14 protein-coding genes are annotated in these 16,977 nt (G+C 59.8%); 8 read left to right on the forward strand and 6 right to left on the reverse strand.

Annotation, left to right across the window (positions count from 1 at the left end; translation table 11 throughout):
* Positions 1 to 49 precede the first annotated feature (49 nt).
* Positions 50 to 1,387 carry a glutamate--tRNA ligase gene (gltX, locus tag DTI93_RS01215; RefSeq protein ID WP_192848025.1) on the forward strand — a complete coding sequence of 446 codons (1,338 nt, stop codon included), beginning with the start codon at positions 50 to 52 and terminating at the stop codon, positions 1,385 to 1,387.
* Between the two features lie 27 nt (positions 1,388 to 1,414).
* Here the strand turns inward: gltX and DTI93_RS01220 are convergent, their stop codons facing one another.
* The 3 genes from DTI93_RS01220 to cysS form a co-directional block, all read right to left on the reverse strand.
* Positions 1,415 to 2,398, reverse strand: a complete 984-nt coding sequence (locus tag DTI93_RS01220; RefSeq protein WP_103765385.1) for an ion channel — start codon at positions 2,396 to 2,398, stop codon at positions 1,415 to 1,417.
* Positions 2,399 to 2,470: 72 nt separating this feature from the next.
* A complete protein-coding gene (locus DTI93_RS01225) occupies positions 2,471 to 3,253 on the reverse strand; it encodes an RNA methyltransferase (protein ID WP_043560726.1) in 783 nt (260 codons plus the stop codon).
* Positions 3,254 to 3,261: 8 nt separating this feature from the next.
* A complete protein-coding gene (gene cysS / locus DTI93_RS01230) occupies positions 3,262 to 4,650 on the reverse strand; it encodes a cysteine--tRNA ligase (protein WP_248630397.1) in 1,389 nt (462 codons plus the stop codon).
* Positions 4,651 to 4,742: 92 nt separating this feature from the next.
* On the opposite strand from cysS, the gene DTI93_RS01235 reads away from it, so the two are divergent.
* The 5 genes from DTI93_RS01235 (at position 4,743) to DTI93_RS01255 (ending at position 11,329) form a co-directional block, all read left to right on the forward strand.
* Positions 4,743 to 6,140, forward strand: coding sequence for an MATE family efflux transporter (locus tag DTI93_RS01235; protein ID WP_232086312.1), 1,398 nt, complete (start codon positions 4,743 to 4,745; stop codon positions 6,138 to 6,140).
* A 272-nt stretch (positions 6,141 to 6,412) separates the two neighbouring features.
* The gene (locus DTI93_RS01240) at positions 6,413 to 6,709 is read left to right on the forward strand and encodes a YtcA family lipoprotein (RefSeq protein ID WP_081562994.1); all 297 of its coding nucleotides are present in this window, start codon (positions 6,413 to 6,415) and stop codon (positions 6,707 to 6,709) included.
* A 15-nt stretch (positions 6,710 to 6,724) separates the two neighbouring features.
* Positions 6,725 to 7,777: a multidrug transporter subunit MdtN gene (gene mdtN, locus DTI93_RS01245; protein WP_043560724.1), complete on the forward strand. Its 1,053-nt coding sequence runs from the start codon at positions 6,725 to 6,727 to the stop codon at positions 7,775 to 7,777.
* A complete protein-coding gene (locus DTI93_RS01250) occupies positions 7,755 to 9,632 on the forward strand; it encodes an FUSC family protein (protein WP_081562996.1) in 1,878 nt (625 codons plus the stop codon). The genes mdtN and DTI93_RS01250 overlap by 23 nt, the downstream gene beginning before the upstream one ends.
* Complete coding sequence (locus tag DTI93_RS01255) at positions 9,632 to 11,329, forward strand: TolC family protein (RefSeq protein ID WP_052349106.1); 1,698 nt, start codon at positions 9,632 to 9,634, stop codon at positions 11,327 to 11,329. The genes DTI93_RS01250 and DTI93_RS01255 overlap by 1 nt, the downstream gene beginning before the upstream one ends.
* 16 nt (positions 11,330 to 11,345) lie before the next feature.
* Here the strand turns inward: DTI93_RS01255 and DTI93_RS01260 are convergent, their stop codons facing one another.
* Positions 11,346 to 12,548, reverse strand: coding sequence for an MFS transporter (locus tag DTI93_RS01260; RefSeq protein WP_043560722.1), 1,203 nt, complete (start codon positions 12,546 to 12,548; stop codon positions 11,346 to 11,348).
* A gap of 330 nt (positions 12,549 to 12,878) precedes the next feature.
* On the opposite strand from DTI93_RS01260, the gene rpsD reads away from it, so the two are divergent.
* On the forward strand, positions 12,879 to 13,496 hold the full coding sequence (gene rpsD, locus DTI93_RS01265) for a 30S ribosomal protein S4 (RefSeq protein ID WP_043560719.1): 618 nt from the start codon (positions 12,879 to 12,881) through the stop codon (positions 13,494 to 13,496).
* A 90-nt stretch (positions 13,497 to 13,586) separates the two neighbouring features.
* Positions 13,587 to 15,128, forward strand: coding sequence for a peptide chain release factor 3 (locus DTI93_RS01270; protein WP_043560717.1), 1,542 nt, complete (start codon positions 13,587 to 13,589; stop codon positions 15,126 to 15,128).
* Positions 15,129 to 15,192: 64 nt separating this feature from the next.
* Here DTI93_RS01270 and DTI93_RS01275 read toward each other — a convergent pair whose 3' ends face one another.
* Positions 15,193 to 16,134 carry an endonuclease/exonuclease/phosphatase family protein gene (locus DTI93_RS01275; protein WP_249079392.1) on the reverse strand — a complete coding sequence of 314 codons (942 nt, stop codon included), beginning with the start codon at positions 16,132 to 16,134 and terminating at the stop codon, positions 15,193 to 15,195.
* Complete coding sequence (locus DTI93_RS01280) at positions 16,127 to 16,819, reverse strand: carbonic anhydrase (RefSeq protein WP_249079393.1); 693 nt, start codon at positions 16,817 to 16,819, stop codon at positions 16,127 to 16,129. Before DTI93_RS01280 ends, DTI93_RS01275 begins: the two co-directional genes overlap by 8 nt.
* Positions 16,820 to 16,977: the final 158 nt, after the last annotated feature.

A 16,977-nucleotide genomic window follows, 5' to 3' on the forward strand; every position in this document is an offset into this window, starting at 1 on the left:
CCGGTCCTGCAGCCATGCGTCCCATGAGAGAATGAGAACAGAGTACGGTATGAAAGTACGTTTTGCCCCTTCACCAACAGGGCATCTTCATGTTGGCAATGCCCGTCTTGCCGTGGCGAACTGGCTGTTCGCCCGTCGGCATGGTGGCCGGTTCCTGCTGCGGATGGATGATACGGATACGCAGCGTGGCAACAGTGCCTACGAGGAAGCCATCCGCCGGGACCTGACCTGGCTGGGGCTGGACTGGGACGAGTACGCCCGCCAGTCGGAACGTCTTGCCCGGTATGAGGAGGTGATCGAGCACCTCAAGGAAACGGGGCGGCTCTATCCCTGCTTTGAGAGTGAGCTGGAGCTGAAATACAAGCGGGAGCAGCGTCTGCGGGCCGGCAAGCCGCCGCTTTATGACCGTGGCATGCTGAAAATGACGGCCGAGCAGCGTGCCCGGGCAGAGGCCAACGGCAAGGTGCCGTACTGGCGTTTCAAGCTGAGCGGGGCTACCCGCCGCTGGACCGACCTCGTGATGGGGGACTGCCATGTGAAGCTGACCGCCGTTTCCGATCCTGTTCTGGTGCGGGCGGATGGCAGCATCCTCTACACGCTGGCCTCGGTGATTGATGATCTGGACATGGGCATCACCCACATCCTGCGGGGTGAGGACCATGTGACCAATACGGGCGTGCAGCTTGACCTTGCCGAGGCCCTCGGGGCGAAGGAAGGGCGTTTCACCTTCGGGCATCTGCCGCTGCTGCTGGGGCAGGATGGTGGCAAGCTGTCCAAGCGTCTGGGCGGGCTGGCCCTTTCCACACTGCGTAATGACGGGATCGAGCCCCGTGCCCTCGTGGCCTATCTGGCCCGTCTGGGCAGTTCGGATGACCCGCAGGCCGCCTCCAGCATGGATGAGATCGTGCGCGGCTATGACATCGGCCATGTGTCCCGGTCAGCGGCCCGGTTCGATGTTCCGCAGCTGCTGGGGCTGAACCGCCGTGTCCTGCATGGCATGTCCTATGAAGAGATACGGCCTCACCTGCCGGAAGGGGCTGATGAGGCCTTCTGGCTGGCCATCCGGGGCAATATCGATCTGGCCGTGGAGATCGCTCACTGGTGGTCTGTCGTGCAGGGGGACATCGTGGCTCCGTCCCAGCCTGAAGAGGCAGGGTTTCTTCAGGAAGCAGCCCGTCTCCTGCCGGAAGGACCGTGGGATGGGACGGTCTGGAAGCGTTGGACTGACGTGCTGAAGAGTGAAAGCGGCCGCAAGGGAAAGACGCTCTTCCTGCCCCTGCGTCTGGCCCTGACAGGCGAGGATGCCGGGCCTGAACTGGCAGCCCTTCTGCCGCTCATGGGGCGGGAGCGGGTCCTGCACCGTCTGCAGGATGCCATGCAGCATTGACCTGATGAGACCGGGGCGGGCTGCCTGTCAGTCTGTCCCGGCAGAGGTCTCATCTGTCACGGTGATGGGCTCCTCATCCCTGGCGGGCAGCGGGTCTGGAGATGTCGTGTGGAAGAGGCTGAAATCCACTTCCATCAGGCCCTGTCCGGAGGCTCTCAGAAGGCTGACGAAGCGTGCCCCGTAGAGCATGTCCTGTGCCATGTAGGTATGGTGGGCGAAGACATCCTGCGCTGAAACGGGATCGGTGGCATTGAAGATGAGGAAAATGCGGGCCTGTTGTTCCTCAAGGGTGGCTTTGTCCAGCCCGTGGAGTGGACTGCTTTCCGTGATGTGGTGGGTGAAGGAGAGGCTGACCGGAAAAACCGGGAAATGGTTGTAAACCAGTGGCAGTATTTCCAGCTGGAGCGAGGTATGGCCATTTTCGTCGCATCGCGTACGGGCCAGAATGGCCTCCACGCTGGTATTCATCAACGGTGTATTGCGCAGGTTTCCCAGCCGGAAATTGAGTTTGAGATTCTCCCCCTCCTGGAAGATCGTGACGATGCTGCTGAACAGGACCCTGGCCTGCGGGCGTGAAAAACGGGCGAAGACAAGCCCGGTGATGATGGCGGTCGAGATGACCCCCACCAGCATCTCGAACGTGGCGAGTGCATTGGCCGCTGGGCTCTGGGGATAGATATATCCATATCCGACTGTGGAGAGGGTCTGGGCGCTGAAGAAGAAGTCTCCCCAGAAATTTCCACTGTGCACGTTGCTCAGCCCATGCGGCACGAGATAGAAACCGACGCTGAACAGCAGGTTGAGCAGCAGATAGGCGGCTGTCATCGTGGCAAAGAAGGGCAGCCACCCCATGGTCAGACAGTTGTGATACATGTCTCCCAGCAGGCGGCCCTTTGTTTTCCTGCGCGTGACGATGTTCAGGATGTTGTCCTGCGAGAGAAGGCTCAGACCCGGTGTCTGTGGTGCCGTCTTATGCTGGTGGAGCAGGGTTTCTGGCAGTTTCAGATGCATGGGGAGCCTATGGCAGGATGGAGGGATGGGGATGCTGCCTGCCCGGAATCTGGCCGGGCAGGCTGGGACGGGTCATTTCATATGGCGGATTTTCCGGGCCCGTGAGAGTTCGCTCACGACACCATGCAGTGTCCGCAGTTCCTGCTCTGTCACCTCTCCACGGGCGAAAAGATGGCGCAGGTTGCGGATCATGCCCGGCCTTTTCTGCTCGTGGTGGAGGAAACCGCACTCATCGAGGTCCCGCAGCAGGTGGGTCATGAAATTTTCCACCTCGCCCTTGGTTGCCACATGCGTCTCGTTGGTCATGAGATACTGCTCCGGCACCGTATCTTCGGTCAGGTACCACTCATAGGCCATGACCAGCACCGCCTGGGCCAGATTCAGCGACATGAAGCGAGGATTGAGCGGATAGCGGATGAGTGTGTCCGCCCGGGCCATGTCCTCATTGTCCAGCCCTGCCCGTTCGGGACCGAAGAGGATGCCGCTTTTCAGCTTCCGGCTGCTGGTGGCCCGCAGTTCTGCTGCTGCTCCACGGGCTGTCATGACCGGTTTGATGATGTGGCGGGGGCGTGGACAGGTGGCAAAAACACGGTGGAGGTCGGCGATGGCGTCATCCACCGTCTCGAAGACCGTGGCCTCTTCAAGGATGCGGTCGGCACCGGAGGAGGCATACCAGGCCCGGGGCTGCGGCCAGCCGTCACGGGGGGCCACGAGGCGGAGATGGAACAGCCCGCCATTGGCCATGGCCCGGGCGGTGGTCCCGATATTTTCAGCCAGCTGCGGGCGGACAAGGATGACGACGGGGTCAAAGGGAGCGGGCGGAGCCAGATCAGCTCCACCATTACGGCCTGTCATGGGATGACTTATCCTTTCCGCCATGTTGTGCCGGCAGGTCCATCTTCCAGAAGGATGCCCTGTTCTGCCAGGTCGTTGCGTATCTGGTCGGCCAGTGCAAAGTCACGGGCCTTGCGGGCGGCCAGACGTTTTTCAATCAGGGCTTCAATGGTGGCGGGATCAAGGTCTGTCCCTCCCTGGAACCAGTCTGCCGGTTTCATGGTGAACAGCCCAAGCAGCTGCCCGCCGGCCCAGAGGTGGTTCGCAGCACTCTGCTGGCCTTCCAGCGCAGCATCGGCGTAACGGTGGAGAGCGCTGAGGGCCAGCGGCGTGTTGAGGTCGTCACACAGGGCTTCCAGCATGTCGGCCGGAATGCTGTCCGTGCTGGCTGGTGGCGTTTTCTCCAGCGCCCGGTAGAATCGGTCCATGATGCGGCGGGCTTCGTCCAGCTTCTCCCATGTGAAGTCCAGCGTGGAGCGGTAATGGGAGCCAAGAAAGAGCAGCCGCAGGGCCTCGGCTGGAGCACGCTCCAGCACCTCATGGATGGTATGGAAGTTGCCCAGGGATTTGGACATCTTCTCACCATTGGAGAGCAGCATCCCGGTATGGACCCAGTGCCGGGCGAAATGGCCATGCGGATAGCAGCAGAGGGATTGTGCCCGTTCATTCTCGTGGTGGGGAAAAAGCAGGTCGTTTCCACCGCCGTGAATGTCGAAACTCTCCCCAAGATAGCGTTCTGCCATGGCGGAGCATTCAATGTGCCAGCCGGGGCGGCCACGGCCATATGGGCTGTCCCAGCCCGGCTCATCGTTGCGGGAAGGTTTCCAGAGGACGAAATCGCCAGGGTTGCGCTTGTAGTCGGCCACGTCCACTCGGGCACCGGCCAGCATGTCCTCCAGCGAGCGGCCCGACAGGGCCCCGTAACTGGGGAATGATGTGACGTCGAAGAGAACATGCCCCTCCGTCTCATAGGCATGGCCCTGCGTGATGAGGCGGCCGATCATCTCCAGCATGTCGGGAATGTGCTGGGTGGCTCTGGGTTCCACAGTGGGAGGCAGGATGTTCAGGGCAGCAAGATCGTCGTGGAAGTCTTTCGTGGTCCGTTCTGTCAGATGGGAGATGTCTTCATCATTCTCCCGTGCCCGCTGGATGATCTTGTCGTCAATGTCGGTAATGTTGCGAACGTAGGTAACCTGTGGGTAGAGCGCCTTGAGCAGCCGGACAAGCACGTCTGCACTCAGCATGGAGCGCAGATTGCCGAGATGGACCCGGTCATACACGGTTGGCCCGCAGAAATAGAGGCGGACATTGCTGGCATCATCGGGGGTGAAGGGAACAGTGGTGCGCTGATGGCTGTTGTGAAGCCTCAGGCCGGGCCGGGGGGAGATGGGGGCTGTATTGCTCTTCTGCGTGCTCATGTCTGTTCAATGCGACAGAGATGCGTTTGGTGCAACAGGGGAATTTATTTTTAGAATTTGCACTTTGCTTTATATGCGATAGAGACGGTCTCATGTCTGCATCACGTATGAAACAGGGCCCCCAGATTGTGGGGATGCCGACCCATATCCGCACTCTTGTGCAGGTTGGCCTGCCTCTTGCGCTGTCCCAGCTTTCGGAGATGGCCATGGCGGTGACGGATACCGTTCTGCTGGGCAGCCTGGGGGTGGATGCAGTCGCCATCGGGGGAATTTCCAACAATTTCTTTTTCACGACGATGATCTCCTTTCAGGCCGTGCTTGGTGGAGTCGGCGTGTTGCTGTCCCATGCCCGTGGTGGTGTGGAGCATGGCCATGGGGGCGGGCATGACAGGCGCAGCATCATCAGTGCGGGGGTCGTGCTGGGCATGGTGGCGTTTATTCCCTGTCTGCTCCTTCTTCTCTGTTCCAGCGGTATTTTCAGCCTGATGGGGGAGCCGGAGATGGTGACCAGGCAGGGAGGGCAGTTCATCAATGTGCTGCTCTATGCCCTGTGGCCCAATCTGGTTCTGCTTGGCCTGTGTCGTGTGGCTCTGCCATCCCTGGGAGCGGAATCCCTGCTGTTGTGGACGATGCCAGCCATGGCCCTGTGCAATGGGGTGCTCAATGCGGCCCTGATTCATGGCTGGTTCGGCCTGCCAGCCTATGGGCTGTTCGGGTCCGCTCATGCCACGATGCTGACGGGCTGGGCCATGAGCCTCGTCCTGCTGCTTCTCTGCCTCGGGCGGCCACAGCTCCGGCACCTGCTGAAGCCTGCGAGGGTCCACTGGCCGCTCTTCAGGGAACTGCTGGTGCTGGGTCTGCCCATGATGGTCACGGCAGCCTCCGAGCTGCTGCTGTTCCAGATCACGACTCTCAATGCAGGGCGATTGGGGACACGCAGCCTTGCGGCGCATCAGGTTGCATTGAACACGATTTCTTTGCTTTTCATGGTGTGTCTGGCCATCGGGCAGGCGGCGAACGTACGGGTGGCTTACTGGCGGGGGGCCCGGAAGAGGGCAGAAGCCTGTCGGGCTTCCAGCGGTGCCCTGTTGCTGGTGCTGGCCTGGACCATTCTGACGGGCCTTGTCCTCATGCTGCTGCCGGGTTGGATCGCCCGCCTCTATTATACTGGTGGACCACCGGATGCCGGTACGTTCGCCACTACCGTCCTGCTGCTGAAGATTGCCGGAATTTTCCAGATTGTCGACGGGGTGCAGGCTGTCTGCAACGGGGCGTTGCGGGGCTGTGGGGATACCTTTGTTCCGATGGTGATCAGTATCGTGAGTTATGGTGTCGTGGGGATCGGTCTGGGGTACTGGCTGGCTTTCCACCAAGGCTATGGTGTGGAGGGGCTATGGATCGGCCTTGCGGCCGGGCTGGGTGTGACGGCCTTTGCCCTTGGGGCACGGCTTTACCTTCTGCTGTACAGGACGGGGGATGCACGGCCTTAAAAAGGTCACTTGCGGGAAGACCCTGCGGGAGGATAGGTAATCTGAAACATTTTTCAGGTTGTTAAATGTTACTTTATAGGGATTGAGATGCTGGTTGTCTCAATTCGTTTGAAAAAAGGGGTCATGCTCCCGTATCGTCGGGCGCTTCGATGTGTAAAAAAGATGAGTGGTCTGGTTGGTCAGATGCTTTGCGAGGGCAGGTGTTTCCGTATGTACGGGGGCAGGCCCTTCAGGGCTGTGTGTTGTCCCCGTAGCTGGAAACAGGAGCGTGCATGAAGCTGCCCGGAGTATTTTCTTTCAGGGCTCATGGAGCCCCAAGGTGGGGGCTGGCCCTGCTCATGGTGCCTTTGCAGGGTTGTGCCGGGATCGGGGCGCCGAGTTTTCCTCTGGCCGGTGCGTATTTTCCGGCCTGGCTCATCTGCCTGTTCATCGGTGCGGTGTCCGCCGCCCTGCTGCGGCTGGTCTTTCTGATCCTGCATATTGATGGCCTGTTGCGGTATCATCTGGTCACCTACCTTTCCATGGGCACGATGATAGGGCTTGTCGGCTGGCTTCTTCTCTACGGGTAATTCAGGGGCGGTTTCATGAAAAAAGAACGGATTAAAGGCCGCTTCCCGGTGGGGAGCGTGATTGCAGCAGCCACGCTGTTATGTGCTCTCCTCGGTGTCCTGTATGTGGATCACCGGTCAGGCCAGCATCCCAACAGTGATAGTGCTGTCATCTATACGGAAAGCGTACATGTGGCCGCTCTGGTGGGTGGGCGCCTCCAGACTCTTTCTGTCCGGGAGAATCAGGTCGTCCACAAGGGGGATCTGCTGTACCAGATTGATCCCGAGCCCTATGAGATTGCCCTGCACAAGGCTGAGGCCAGTGAAACACAGGCACAGGCCGACCTGAACGACGCCCGCCGTGCTCTGGCCGTCCGCATGGCCAATGCGGCAACCAACGAGCGCAAGCGGCACCAGGCCGAGGATGAGAAGGACCTTGCCTGGCGTACGGTGACCCGTCTCAAGCCATTGGCCGAGCAGCATTATGTGTCATGGCAGGTCTATGACCAGGCCGTGACGAAGTTCAACTCTGCCGTGGATGCCCTGGCAGAAGCCCAGCACGAACAGCAGGCCAGCCAGGTGGCTGTCGGTGATGTCAAACACGCCGAGGCCATGTTGCAGGAAGCATCCGTGGCGGTGGAACATGCCCGCTATGAGCTGCGTCAGACCCGTGTGACGGCCAACATAGATGGCTATGTGACGAGTCTGAATGTTCGGGAAGGCGAGGTGCTGGCTGCCAACGAGAACCTGTTTACACTGGTTTCCAAGGATGAGTGGTATGCCATTGCCCCAATCCGGGAAATCAACCTGAAGCCGGTCCGTCCGGGTGACTGCGCCACCGTGTATTCCATGATCGACCGCAGCCATGCCATCCACGGGGTTGTCGAGAGCATTGGCCGGGGTGTGACGACCGATTACATGAGGGAAAGCGAACGTGGTGTGCCGTCTGTCGAGCGGCAGATGGACTGGGTGCATATTGCCCAGCGCTTCCCTGTGCGCATCAGGATCGAACATGCTCCTGAACATCTGATGAGACTGGGGGCAACAGCCAACGTGGAAATTCTCCATGGTGCTGCCTGTCATGGTTAAACCCTATCTGGACGCCTTCATGCGTCTCTGGCGGTTGGCCGTAAGGCCAACCCGTGGGCGCACGGCGCTGGCCTTGCGGACCGCCATCGTATGCATGGCGCTCGTCCTCATAGGTGAGATATGGCAGCTGCCCATGTTGACCCTGCTCACGCTCACCCTGGGGGCGTTGTGGCAGGGGAACAGGGTGGCGAACATGAAGATCTCCGTCATGTACATCATCTTCTTTTCCGGTGTGACGGGGGCTCTCTATGTGGGGGTTGCCACGACAATCAACAATTTTCTGGCAACGCTCATTTTCAACCTTGTTCTCAGCTTCGTCTTTTTCTTCCTCAGCACGACAACCATCCTTGGCATGATCAGTGTCATTGGCGGGTTGATCCTTTCCTACATGCTGGTGGCGCTGGACAATGTGCAGAGCGGTGACAGTATCGCCCGTCTTGTTCTGTCGGCATGGCGTGTGTTTCTCATCATCGCCGGCATGATGGCCTTTGTGGGGAGCTGTCTTTCTCCGTCTCCAGAGCATGTCCTCACGGACCAGATCATCGAGCGGCTGCGCCTGTCGGCGAAATGTCTGGGACGGCGGGGCGAGGGGCGCGGCATCCCTCAGGCCTGGCAGGATGCTGTCATGGATACCGTGGGTGAGGGGGTCAGCGGCATGTTCGGCATGCTCGGTGCTGCCACCGCGGAACAGCGCTGGAGCCCGGAAGACCTGTCCTACCTGCGCCGGGCAGCTCTGAACAGTTTTGGTATCCTGCAATTTGTTGAACGCTGCCTGAAGCCCAACGCCCCCATTTCCATGGAGGATTGTGCGTATCTGGCCAAGCGGCTGGAAGAAGCGGCGGAGTGTTTTGAAACAGGTGGCCGCCCGGCCGAAACGGGCACGGATCAGGTCTGCTCAGGTGATATCGCCCAGGAGATGGAGCGCCTGCTGAACAGTCTGGACCAGCCCCTGACAGCCGAGGACGTGCAGCTGCCTTCCAGCCAGTCCGGAAATGCCGCACCGAAAAAGAAATCGGGCTTTTTCCTTCCTGGTGCCTTTACGGACCCGGAGCATGTCCGTTTTGCCGTCAAGGGGACCGTCTCTGTCTGCCTCTCCATCATCACATACAAGATGCTGAACTGGCCGGGGGTGCATACGTGCATCATCACCTGCTTCATCGTGTCCCTGCCGACGATGGGGGCTGTGCTGGACAAACAGCGGCTGCGTATTGTCGGGGCTCTGATAGGCTGTTTCATGGCCATGGGCACCATCGTATGGCTCATGCCACACATGACGGACATAGCCGAGATCATGCTGGTCATGGGTGTGGTCATTTTCATCGGGGCATGGGTCAAGGCCGGCGACCAGCGCATTTCCTACCTTGGGTTGCAGATCATCGTGACCTTCACGCTGGCTGATCTTGCCAAATATGCGCCAACGACGGATTTGACGGTGCCCCGTGACCGTATCATCGGTATCTTGATCGGTCTGGCCATCACATATGTCGTGCATACCATGTTCTGGCCACACAGTGCGATGGGTGGGGCCCTGCAAAAGCTCAAGGCGCTTGATGGCCTGCTGGCGCAGGATATCACGGACTGGAATCACGACCAGCGCATGCTTCAGGCGGCACGGATACAGGAAACGGCCAGTGGGGCCATGAGCCAGCTGCGGCAGGTCATGATAGAACCGGCCGCCATGCGTCCGACAAAACATCGCATGAGGCAGTACATGCTGTTCCTGCGGCGTGCGGCCATGAGTGCCGGGTGTCTGTTCGGGGATATTGCTGCCAGCCAGCAGAAACAGTCTCTTCGTCTGGGGCAGATACTGAAGGGGGGAGAGACCGCTTCCCTTAAGGAAGGAGGAGGTCTCTGATGGATGGTTTTGAGTGGAAACAGGTCATGGAGCGTAAAAAAATGCAGCAGCCGGGGAAGGTATGGCGCAGGGCCGTGCTGGTCTGTAGTGCCCTTCTCTGCAGCAGTGCGTTGAGTGGTTGCCAGACAACGGCCATGCGGAATATGCCGCCTGCCCCCAACCAGCCATGGAATGCACCGGTTGATGTGAATGGTCATATCATCGAGGGGCATGAAAAAGGGGCACCGGGCCAGAAGGGGGGACGTGTCCTGAAAATGCCTGCGGGGTACCGCCTCGCATCGGACCGTGTCCTGCCGCAGCCTGCTGCACTGGGCACCGTGCAGGTGGATCATTCCTACGATCTGGCCGATCTGATCGACATGGCCCAGTCCATCAACCCCTCTACACGTCAGGCCTGGGATGCAGCACGGGTCAGTGCGGCAGAGACGGGCATTGCCCGCTCGGCCTATCTGCCGCATCTGACAGCCGTAGCCATGGGGGGGTATGGCCTGCTGGAGCCACACAACCGCTTCCGGGTGGCAGGCCAGCATGCGAGTCTGAATACCCGCCTTCAGGGCACACTGGAACGTCAGCAGGTCGGGCTGGAATGGTTGCTGTTCGACTTCGGCAAACGTCGTGCCGTGATGGAGGAAGCGACCCAGAAGAGCATCGGGCAGAACATCCTCTTTACTGGTGAACACCAGAAGGTCATCCACAAGGTGGCTCTGGCTTATTACCGTTATGCGGCTGCTCTGAACAATGTGGCGCTTGTGCGCCAGTCTCTTGAGAATGCCCATGCGATTGCCCGGGCCGCAGATGCCAACCTGAGAAACGGGGAAGGGACGGTCATTGATACGTCACAGGCCGAGCAGGCCGTGGCGGAAGCCGAGCTGGTGCTGGCCAGAACGGAAGGGGATGTGGAGACGTACCGGCTGGAGCTGCTGGCTGCCGTGGGCGTGAATCCATCCCAGCCATTGCATGTGCAGACGGACAGCGGGAGGAACATCCGCGTTGAGGATATCCGCCTGAGTGATGAGATGGTGCATGAGGCTGTGGCCCGTCGGCCGGATGTCCTGGCAGCCTATACGAGCCTGCGTGCCGCCCAGAGTGCGGTGGAAGGCGCCCGTGCCAGCTACAGGCCGCAGATTTTCATGAGTGGCAATGTCGGGTACAACTTTGATGACCTGCATTTTCGCAATCTGCCGCTTGTCAATGTGAACTCGATCAACGATCGTGTGCATACATTCGGGGGGCTCATCACGGCAGGTATTTCCGTGCCGATCTATGATGGCGGGCTGCGTCGCAATCGTCTGCGGCAGGCGCATGAGCGGGAAGACAGTGCCCGTGCTGCGCTGCAGGACACGCAGAACAATGCTGTCCGGACGATCGTGAGTGCAGAGGCCATGCTGCATACGGGCATCACGGCCTATCAGGCGGCACTGAGCCTCCAGAAGGCTAGCCAGACCGGCTTTGATGCCGCCCTTACAGCCTACCGTTCGGGTGATGGTACGATGACCCGGATGCTGGAGCTCCAGAATACGCTGCTCAATGCCCGCCTGTCCGTTTCGGACAGCTATTACGGCATGTTGAGTGCAGCCGCATCATTGGCTTATGCGGCTGGTACGCTGGGCAGCAGCAGTGTTCTGTCCAATATTGAAGGTTCATTGGAAGAAGCAGCTCCGGCTGTGCCGGTCTCCAGCGGTCAGGCCCCCGGCTGAGGGGCCTGCCGTTTTTTCATGGCTTGTGAAGGCGGGCGACCTGGAGCGTGACGAGGTAGATCAGCAGCCCGCTGGCTGAGAGGATGGCCCCGCCCCAGCCAACGGCGCTGATGCCCAGGCCGTGCTCTACCAGCATGGCACCCAGGGATGCCCCCAGAGCGTTGGCGATGTTGAAGGCCGAGTGATTCAGCGAGGCTGCCAGCGTCTGGGCATCTCCGGCAACATCCATGAGACGGGCCTGCATGGCAGGACTGAGGATGATCGTGGCAGCAGGCAGGAAGAAGCAGACAACCAGCATGGCAGTACTGGAGGGAAGCAGCAGCCAGAAGGCCAGCATGAAGACAACGCTGGCAATCAGGCTGAAAATGGTCGTGCGGTTCAGGTTCCTGTCAATCATGGCCCCGCCGAAGGCATTGCCGGCGACCATTCCGCATCCCCAGATGACCTGATAGAGCGTGACCATCCAGGGGCTGAGATGCGTTACCTGTCCCAGCCCGGAGGTCAGGAAGGTATAGACGGCGAACATGCCGCCGAAACCGATGGCCCCGGTCAGCAGGGTCAGCAGGACGTGGGGGTTCCTGAAGGCGGACAGCTCGGAACGGGCATTGATGTTGTTCTGCGGGCGGTCAGCGGGGATGAAAAAGGCTACCCCGGCCACGCAGATCAGCCCCAGAACGGACAGGGCTCCATAAATCACTTCCCACGGAACATATTGGGAGAGGAACGTGCTGAGTGGTGCGCCTATGACGGTGGAGATCATGATGCCGGACAGGACCATGCTGATGGCCCGTCCCCGCCGGGCCCGTTCGACCATGGAGGCACCCGTCAGGGCAGCGATACCGAAATAGGCCCCATGGGGCAGCCCTGTGATGAAGCGCATGACCTCGATGGGCAGGAGTGAGGTAAAGAGGATGGTGCCGATATTGCCGATGCAGAACAGGGAGAGCAGAAGCAGCAGGACTGTCCGGCGGGGCAGGCGGGCTCCGGCGATGGCCATGATGGGGGCACCCACTACCACGCCAAGAGCATAGGCGGAGATGACGGCGCTGGCCTGCCCGATGGAAATGTCAAGGGCATGGGAGAAGGCAGGCAGGATGCCCATCATTCCGAATTCTCCCGTGCCAATGGTAAAGGTCCCGAGCATGAGGGCTGCAATGGCCGGGGCGACGCCATGAGGCGGGGTCAGGCGTGGGCCTGTAACCGTTTCGGTCTGCTCCATAAAGGGAGTGCTCCAGTCTGATTGGGGATGACGAGGATATACGGGATATGGCCTGTTTTTTCCAATCTCTTCTTGCCGTTCAGGCATGGCGTACGACCTTCCCGCATGGTCGGATTTCTTGACACTCTGTCCTGCCTCGTGTAACGGCAGTGCCATTGCCGGGAATGTTGGATGGTCTGGCCGGGATGATGCGTGCTGTGGCGCACTGTTCCATGAGGTCCGCAGGCTGTTCCGTTCTCCAAGTACCCCATGATGGGGGAGGGGAACCTACCGGTGCAACAAAGGGCTGTCGCACAGGGCCGCCGGTCTGAGAGAATACGGGTTTAACCGATGTCAAAACGTCTTGAGAGCAAGTACAAGATCAACCGCCGCCTCGGCGTCAACCTGTGGGGCCGTGCCAAGTCCCCGGTCAACCGTCGTGAATATGGCCCGGGTCAGCATGGTCAGCGCCGCCGTCAGAAGCCGTCTGACTACTCCGTGCAGCTGATGGCCAAGCAGAAGCTGAAGGGCTATTACGGCAACATCAGCGAGAAGCAGTTCCGCCGTTATTATGACGAGGCCGTGCGCCGCAAGGGTGATACCTCTGAGAACCTGATCGGCCTGCTGGAGCGTCGTCTGGATGCCGTCATCTACCGTCTGAAATTCGCCATGACGCCGTTCGCTGCCCGTCAGTTCGTCAGCCACGGTCATGTGCTGGTCAACGGCAAGCGCGTCAACATCCCCTCCTATCTGGTGAAGGAAGGCGATGTGATCGAGGTGCGTGAGAAGTCCAAGCAGCTCGCCATCGTTCTGGATTCCGTCCAGAGTGCCGAGCGTGATGTGCCGGAATACATCGAGGTGGATCATCGCCAGATGAAGGGTACCTTCATCCGTGTTCCGCAGCTCTCCGATGTGCCTTACCCGGTGCAGATGGAACCGAATCTGGTGGTCGAGTTCTACTCCCGCTAAGATACGGCTACTGGCTGTATATGGAGGCGCCGGGCGGTTTTACCGTCCGGCGTTTGCCGTTTCTTACGCTCTCTTCCCAGGAAGGCTGATATGTCCGACCCTACCATCGCTGCGGAGATTCCCCGGCGGCGCACTTTTGCCATCATTTCCCATCCTGATGCCGGTAAGACCACGCTGACAGAGCGCATCCTGCGGGCAGGTGGGGCCATCCAGATGGCCGGGAATGTCCGGGCCAAGGGAGAGCGGCGGCGGACACGGTCGGACTGGATGAGCATCGAGAAGGACCGTGGCATTTCGGTCGTCACCTCGGTGATGACCTTCAATTATGGTGGATGTGTCTTCAACCTGCTGGACACGCCGGGCCATGAGGACTTCTCCGAGGATACCTACCGCACGCTGACAGCGGTGGACTGCGCCGTGATGGTGATTGATGCCGCCAAGGGCATCGAGGCCCGGACCCGCAAGCTGTTCGAGATCTGCCGTCTGCGGGATATTCCCATCGTCACCTTCATCAACAAGATGGACCGTGAGGCGCAGGACTGTTTTGCCCTGCTGGATGAAATCTCCAGTGCGCTGGCTCTGGACGTCTCCCCGGCGACATGGCCGGTCGGGCGTGCGGCGAAATTTGCCGGTATTTATGACCTTCGTACGAAGTCCTTGCACCTGAAGGAAGAGCTGCCCGAGGATGATGAGCGGCTGGCCCAGATGCGGGAAGAAGTAGAACTGGCCGAGGTGGCCCTTCCTCCTTTCGAGAAGGAATTTTTCGATGAAGGACATCTGACACCCGTTTTCTTCGGTTCAGCCATGAAAGAGATTGGGGTGACGGACCTTCTGGATGCTCTGGCTGCCTATGGGCCGCCGCCCCGTGCCCAGCCCTCTGAGACACGGGATGTGCAGGCGACGGAAGAGAATGTCACGGCCCTGATTTTCAAGATTCAGGCCAATATGGACCCCAATCACCGGGATCGCATGGCTTTTGCCCGTGTCTGTTCAGGGAAGCTGACCCGTGGGATGCGTCTGAAGCATGTGCGTATCGGCAAGCAGTTCGCCCTTCATACGCCACAGTTTTTCTTTGCGCAGGACCGGCAGCTGGTGGAGGAAGCCTTTGCCGGGGACGTGGTGGGGATTCCCAACCATGGGACACTTCGCATTGGTGATACGTTGACGGATGGTGAAGACCTGCGCTTCACGGGGGTTCCGCATTTTGCCCCGGAAATCCTGCGTCGTGTGCGGCTGGATGATGCCATGAAGGCGAAGAAGCTGCGTCAGGCCCTCGTGGAGCTGGCGGAAGAGGGGGTCGTCCAGCTGTTCCGCCCGCAGGATGGAGCCCCGCCAATCGTGGGCGTGGTGGGGACCCTCCAGCTGGACGTGCTGCAGTCCCGCCTTCAGGCGGAATATAACGTGCCGGTCGGTTTTGAGAGTACGCCTTTCACGCTTGCCCGTTGGGTCACGGGCGATAAAGCTGCCCTGGAGCAGTTTGTGGCCCTAAACCGGAGTGCGATGGCTGATGATCTGGATGGTGATCCAGTCTTCCTTGCCGGTTCTGGCTTTATGATGAACCGGGCTATCGAGATGAATGAGGCTCTCAGTTTCCATGACATCAAGCAGATCGGGATGTCTGGAACGGCCTGAAGTTCTTCCTGCCCGAAACATGAGGAAAGGCCCGGGCGGGAGACCGTCCCGGGCTTTTCTGTTTTCAGGGCAGCCTGATCTGCACGGAGACAGGACAGTGGTCTGAAAGGGTCAGCCCTTGTGCCACATTGCGCAGGAGCATGACACGGAGACTTCCCGGAATGAACCAGTCCCGGGCCTGATTGCCGAGCAGGATGTGATCGATGAACAGGTCACCACTGCGGCGGCAGGGGCTGGTAAAGCCCGCCGTGGTGAGGGTCAGGCTGGCGTCGTTCTGGAGATTTTGCATGAGAGGGTCAGCCGGTGTCAGGCGGCGGTTGAAATCTCCCAGAATGGCAAAGGGCGTCCCGTCATCCACCCTGTCCAGTATCCAGTCCTCGATGACATGGAATTGTTGATAGAGCAGGGAACAGGCACGTTTTCTGGCAGCAAGAGGCTGTGCCCAGCATCCGGTCTTCAGATGGACGATGAGCAGTCTCAGGCTGGAGGCTCCTTTGCGGAGGGTGACATCCATGCCGCCCCGGAGGGGGTGATGATGCCCCGGCTGTGGGATATTGAGAGCCGTGATCTCGGGATTGACGGTGACACTCAGGCCGGCCGTCCGCCGGATCGCCAGTCCGACCTTCTGGGGAATAGGGTCTGGCGTGATGTAGAGGTCATACTCGTCCTGAGGGAAAACAAGCTGGGCCGCCGCAAGACTGTCCACTTCTTCAAAAGCGAGGATGTCACTGTGGAGACGGTGTGCCTGATGACGCAGGGCTGCGAAGTCCGCAGCCGTGCGTGTGGGGGCATCAGGGGGCAGGGTATGGTCATTGGCAGGGCGGAGGGTGAGCCAGTCCATGTTCCAGCTGGTCAGCTTCAGGCTTTCCGAAGCCTGTGCTGGGGACAGCAGCAGGATGAAGCTGCACAGCAGAGAGAGTGCAAGGGACAGGGCGTGGCATGAAAAACCGCCTGCCCCGGGGGACAGACGGCTCTCCGGTGCCAGAAAGGGCACGCTGTCAGGCATGGTTGGTTGTGCCGGTTTCCTTGAGAAGGGCGATGGCCTCTTCAACGGAATATTCCGTCTTGTTATTCTCGTGGAGAATGTACATGCGTCCATTCTGGATGTCGTAGTACCAGCCTTGTACGTTCAGCTCGTTACGGGACAGAGCCTTGGCAACGATCGGGTGTGTCTTCAGATGGGTGAGCTGAAGGCGGACATTGGCCTCAGCCAGATCGCGGACATCTTTGGGGCCAACATCTTCAGCCCGCAGATCGCCGATGGTGGCAGCAGCGGCCTCGGCATTGTGCAGCCAGCGGCGGACGGTTGGCATGTCGGCCAGCTTTTCCGGGTTTGTGGTCAGATTGATGAGGGCGGACATGGCCCCGCAGTTGGAGTGGCCACAGATGATGATGTTTTTTACCCCCAGAGCTCCGACGGCGTATTCGATGGCGGAAGCCACGGCCCCGACCATGTTGCCATAGGCCGGAACGATGTTGCCGACATTGCGGATGAGGAACAGCTCACCCGGTTCTGTCTGGGTGATCAGGCTCGGGCTGATGCGGCTGTCGGCGCAGGTGATGAATAGCGTTGGTGGGTTCTGATCGTAAGCCAGACTCTGGAAGAGATCCTTTTTTCCCGGATACACCTCTTCTTCAAAGGTGCGGACGCCATCAAGGAGTTCCAGAAGAGTGTTACGGTGGAAGACCATAGCGTTATGTTTCCTGATCAAAGACGCATCATGCGGGGCAAAGCCCTGGCGAGCCCACTATGGGCGAGGCAGGTCACGGTGCCCATAGGCCATATATTAAAAATCTTTTTAAGAAGCGTCCAGACGAAAGCCCCTCCTGATTCATGAAATGTCTTTCA

Source organism: Parasaccharibacter sp. TMW 2.1884 (assembly GCF_023337695.1).
Taxonomy (GTDB): Bacteria; Pseudomonadota; Alphaproteobacteria; order Acetobacterales; family Acetobacteraceae; genus Bombella; species Bombella apis.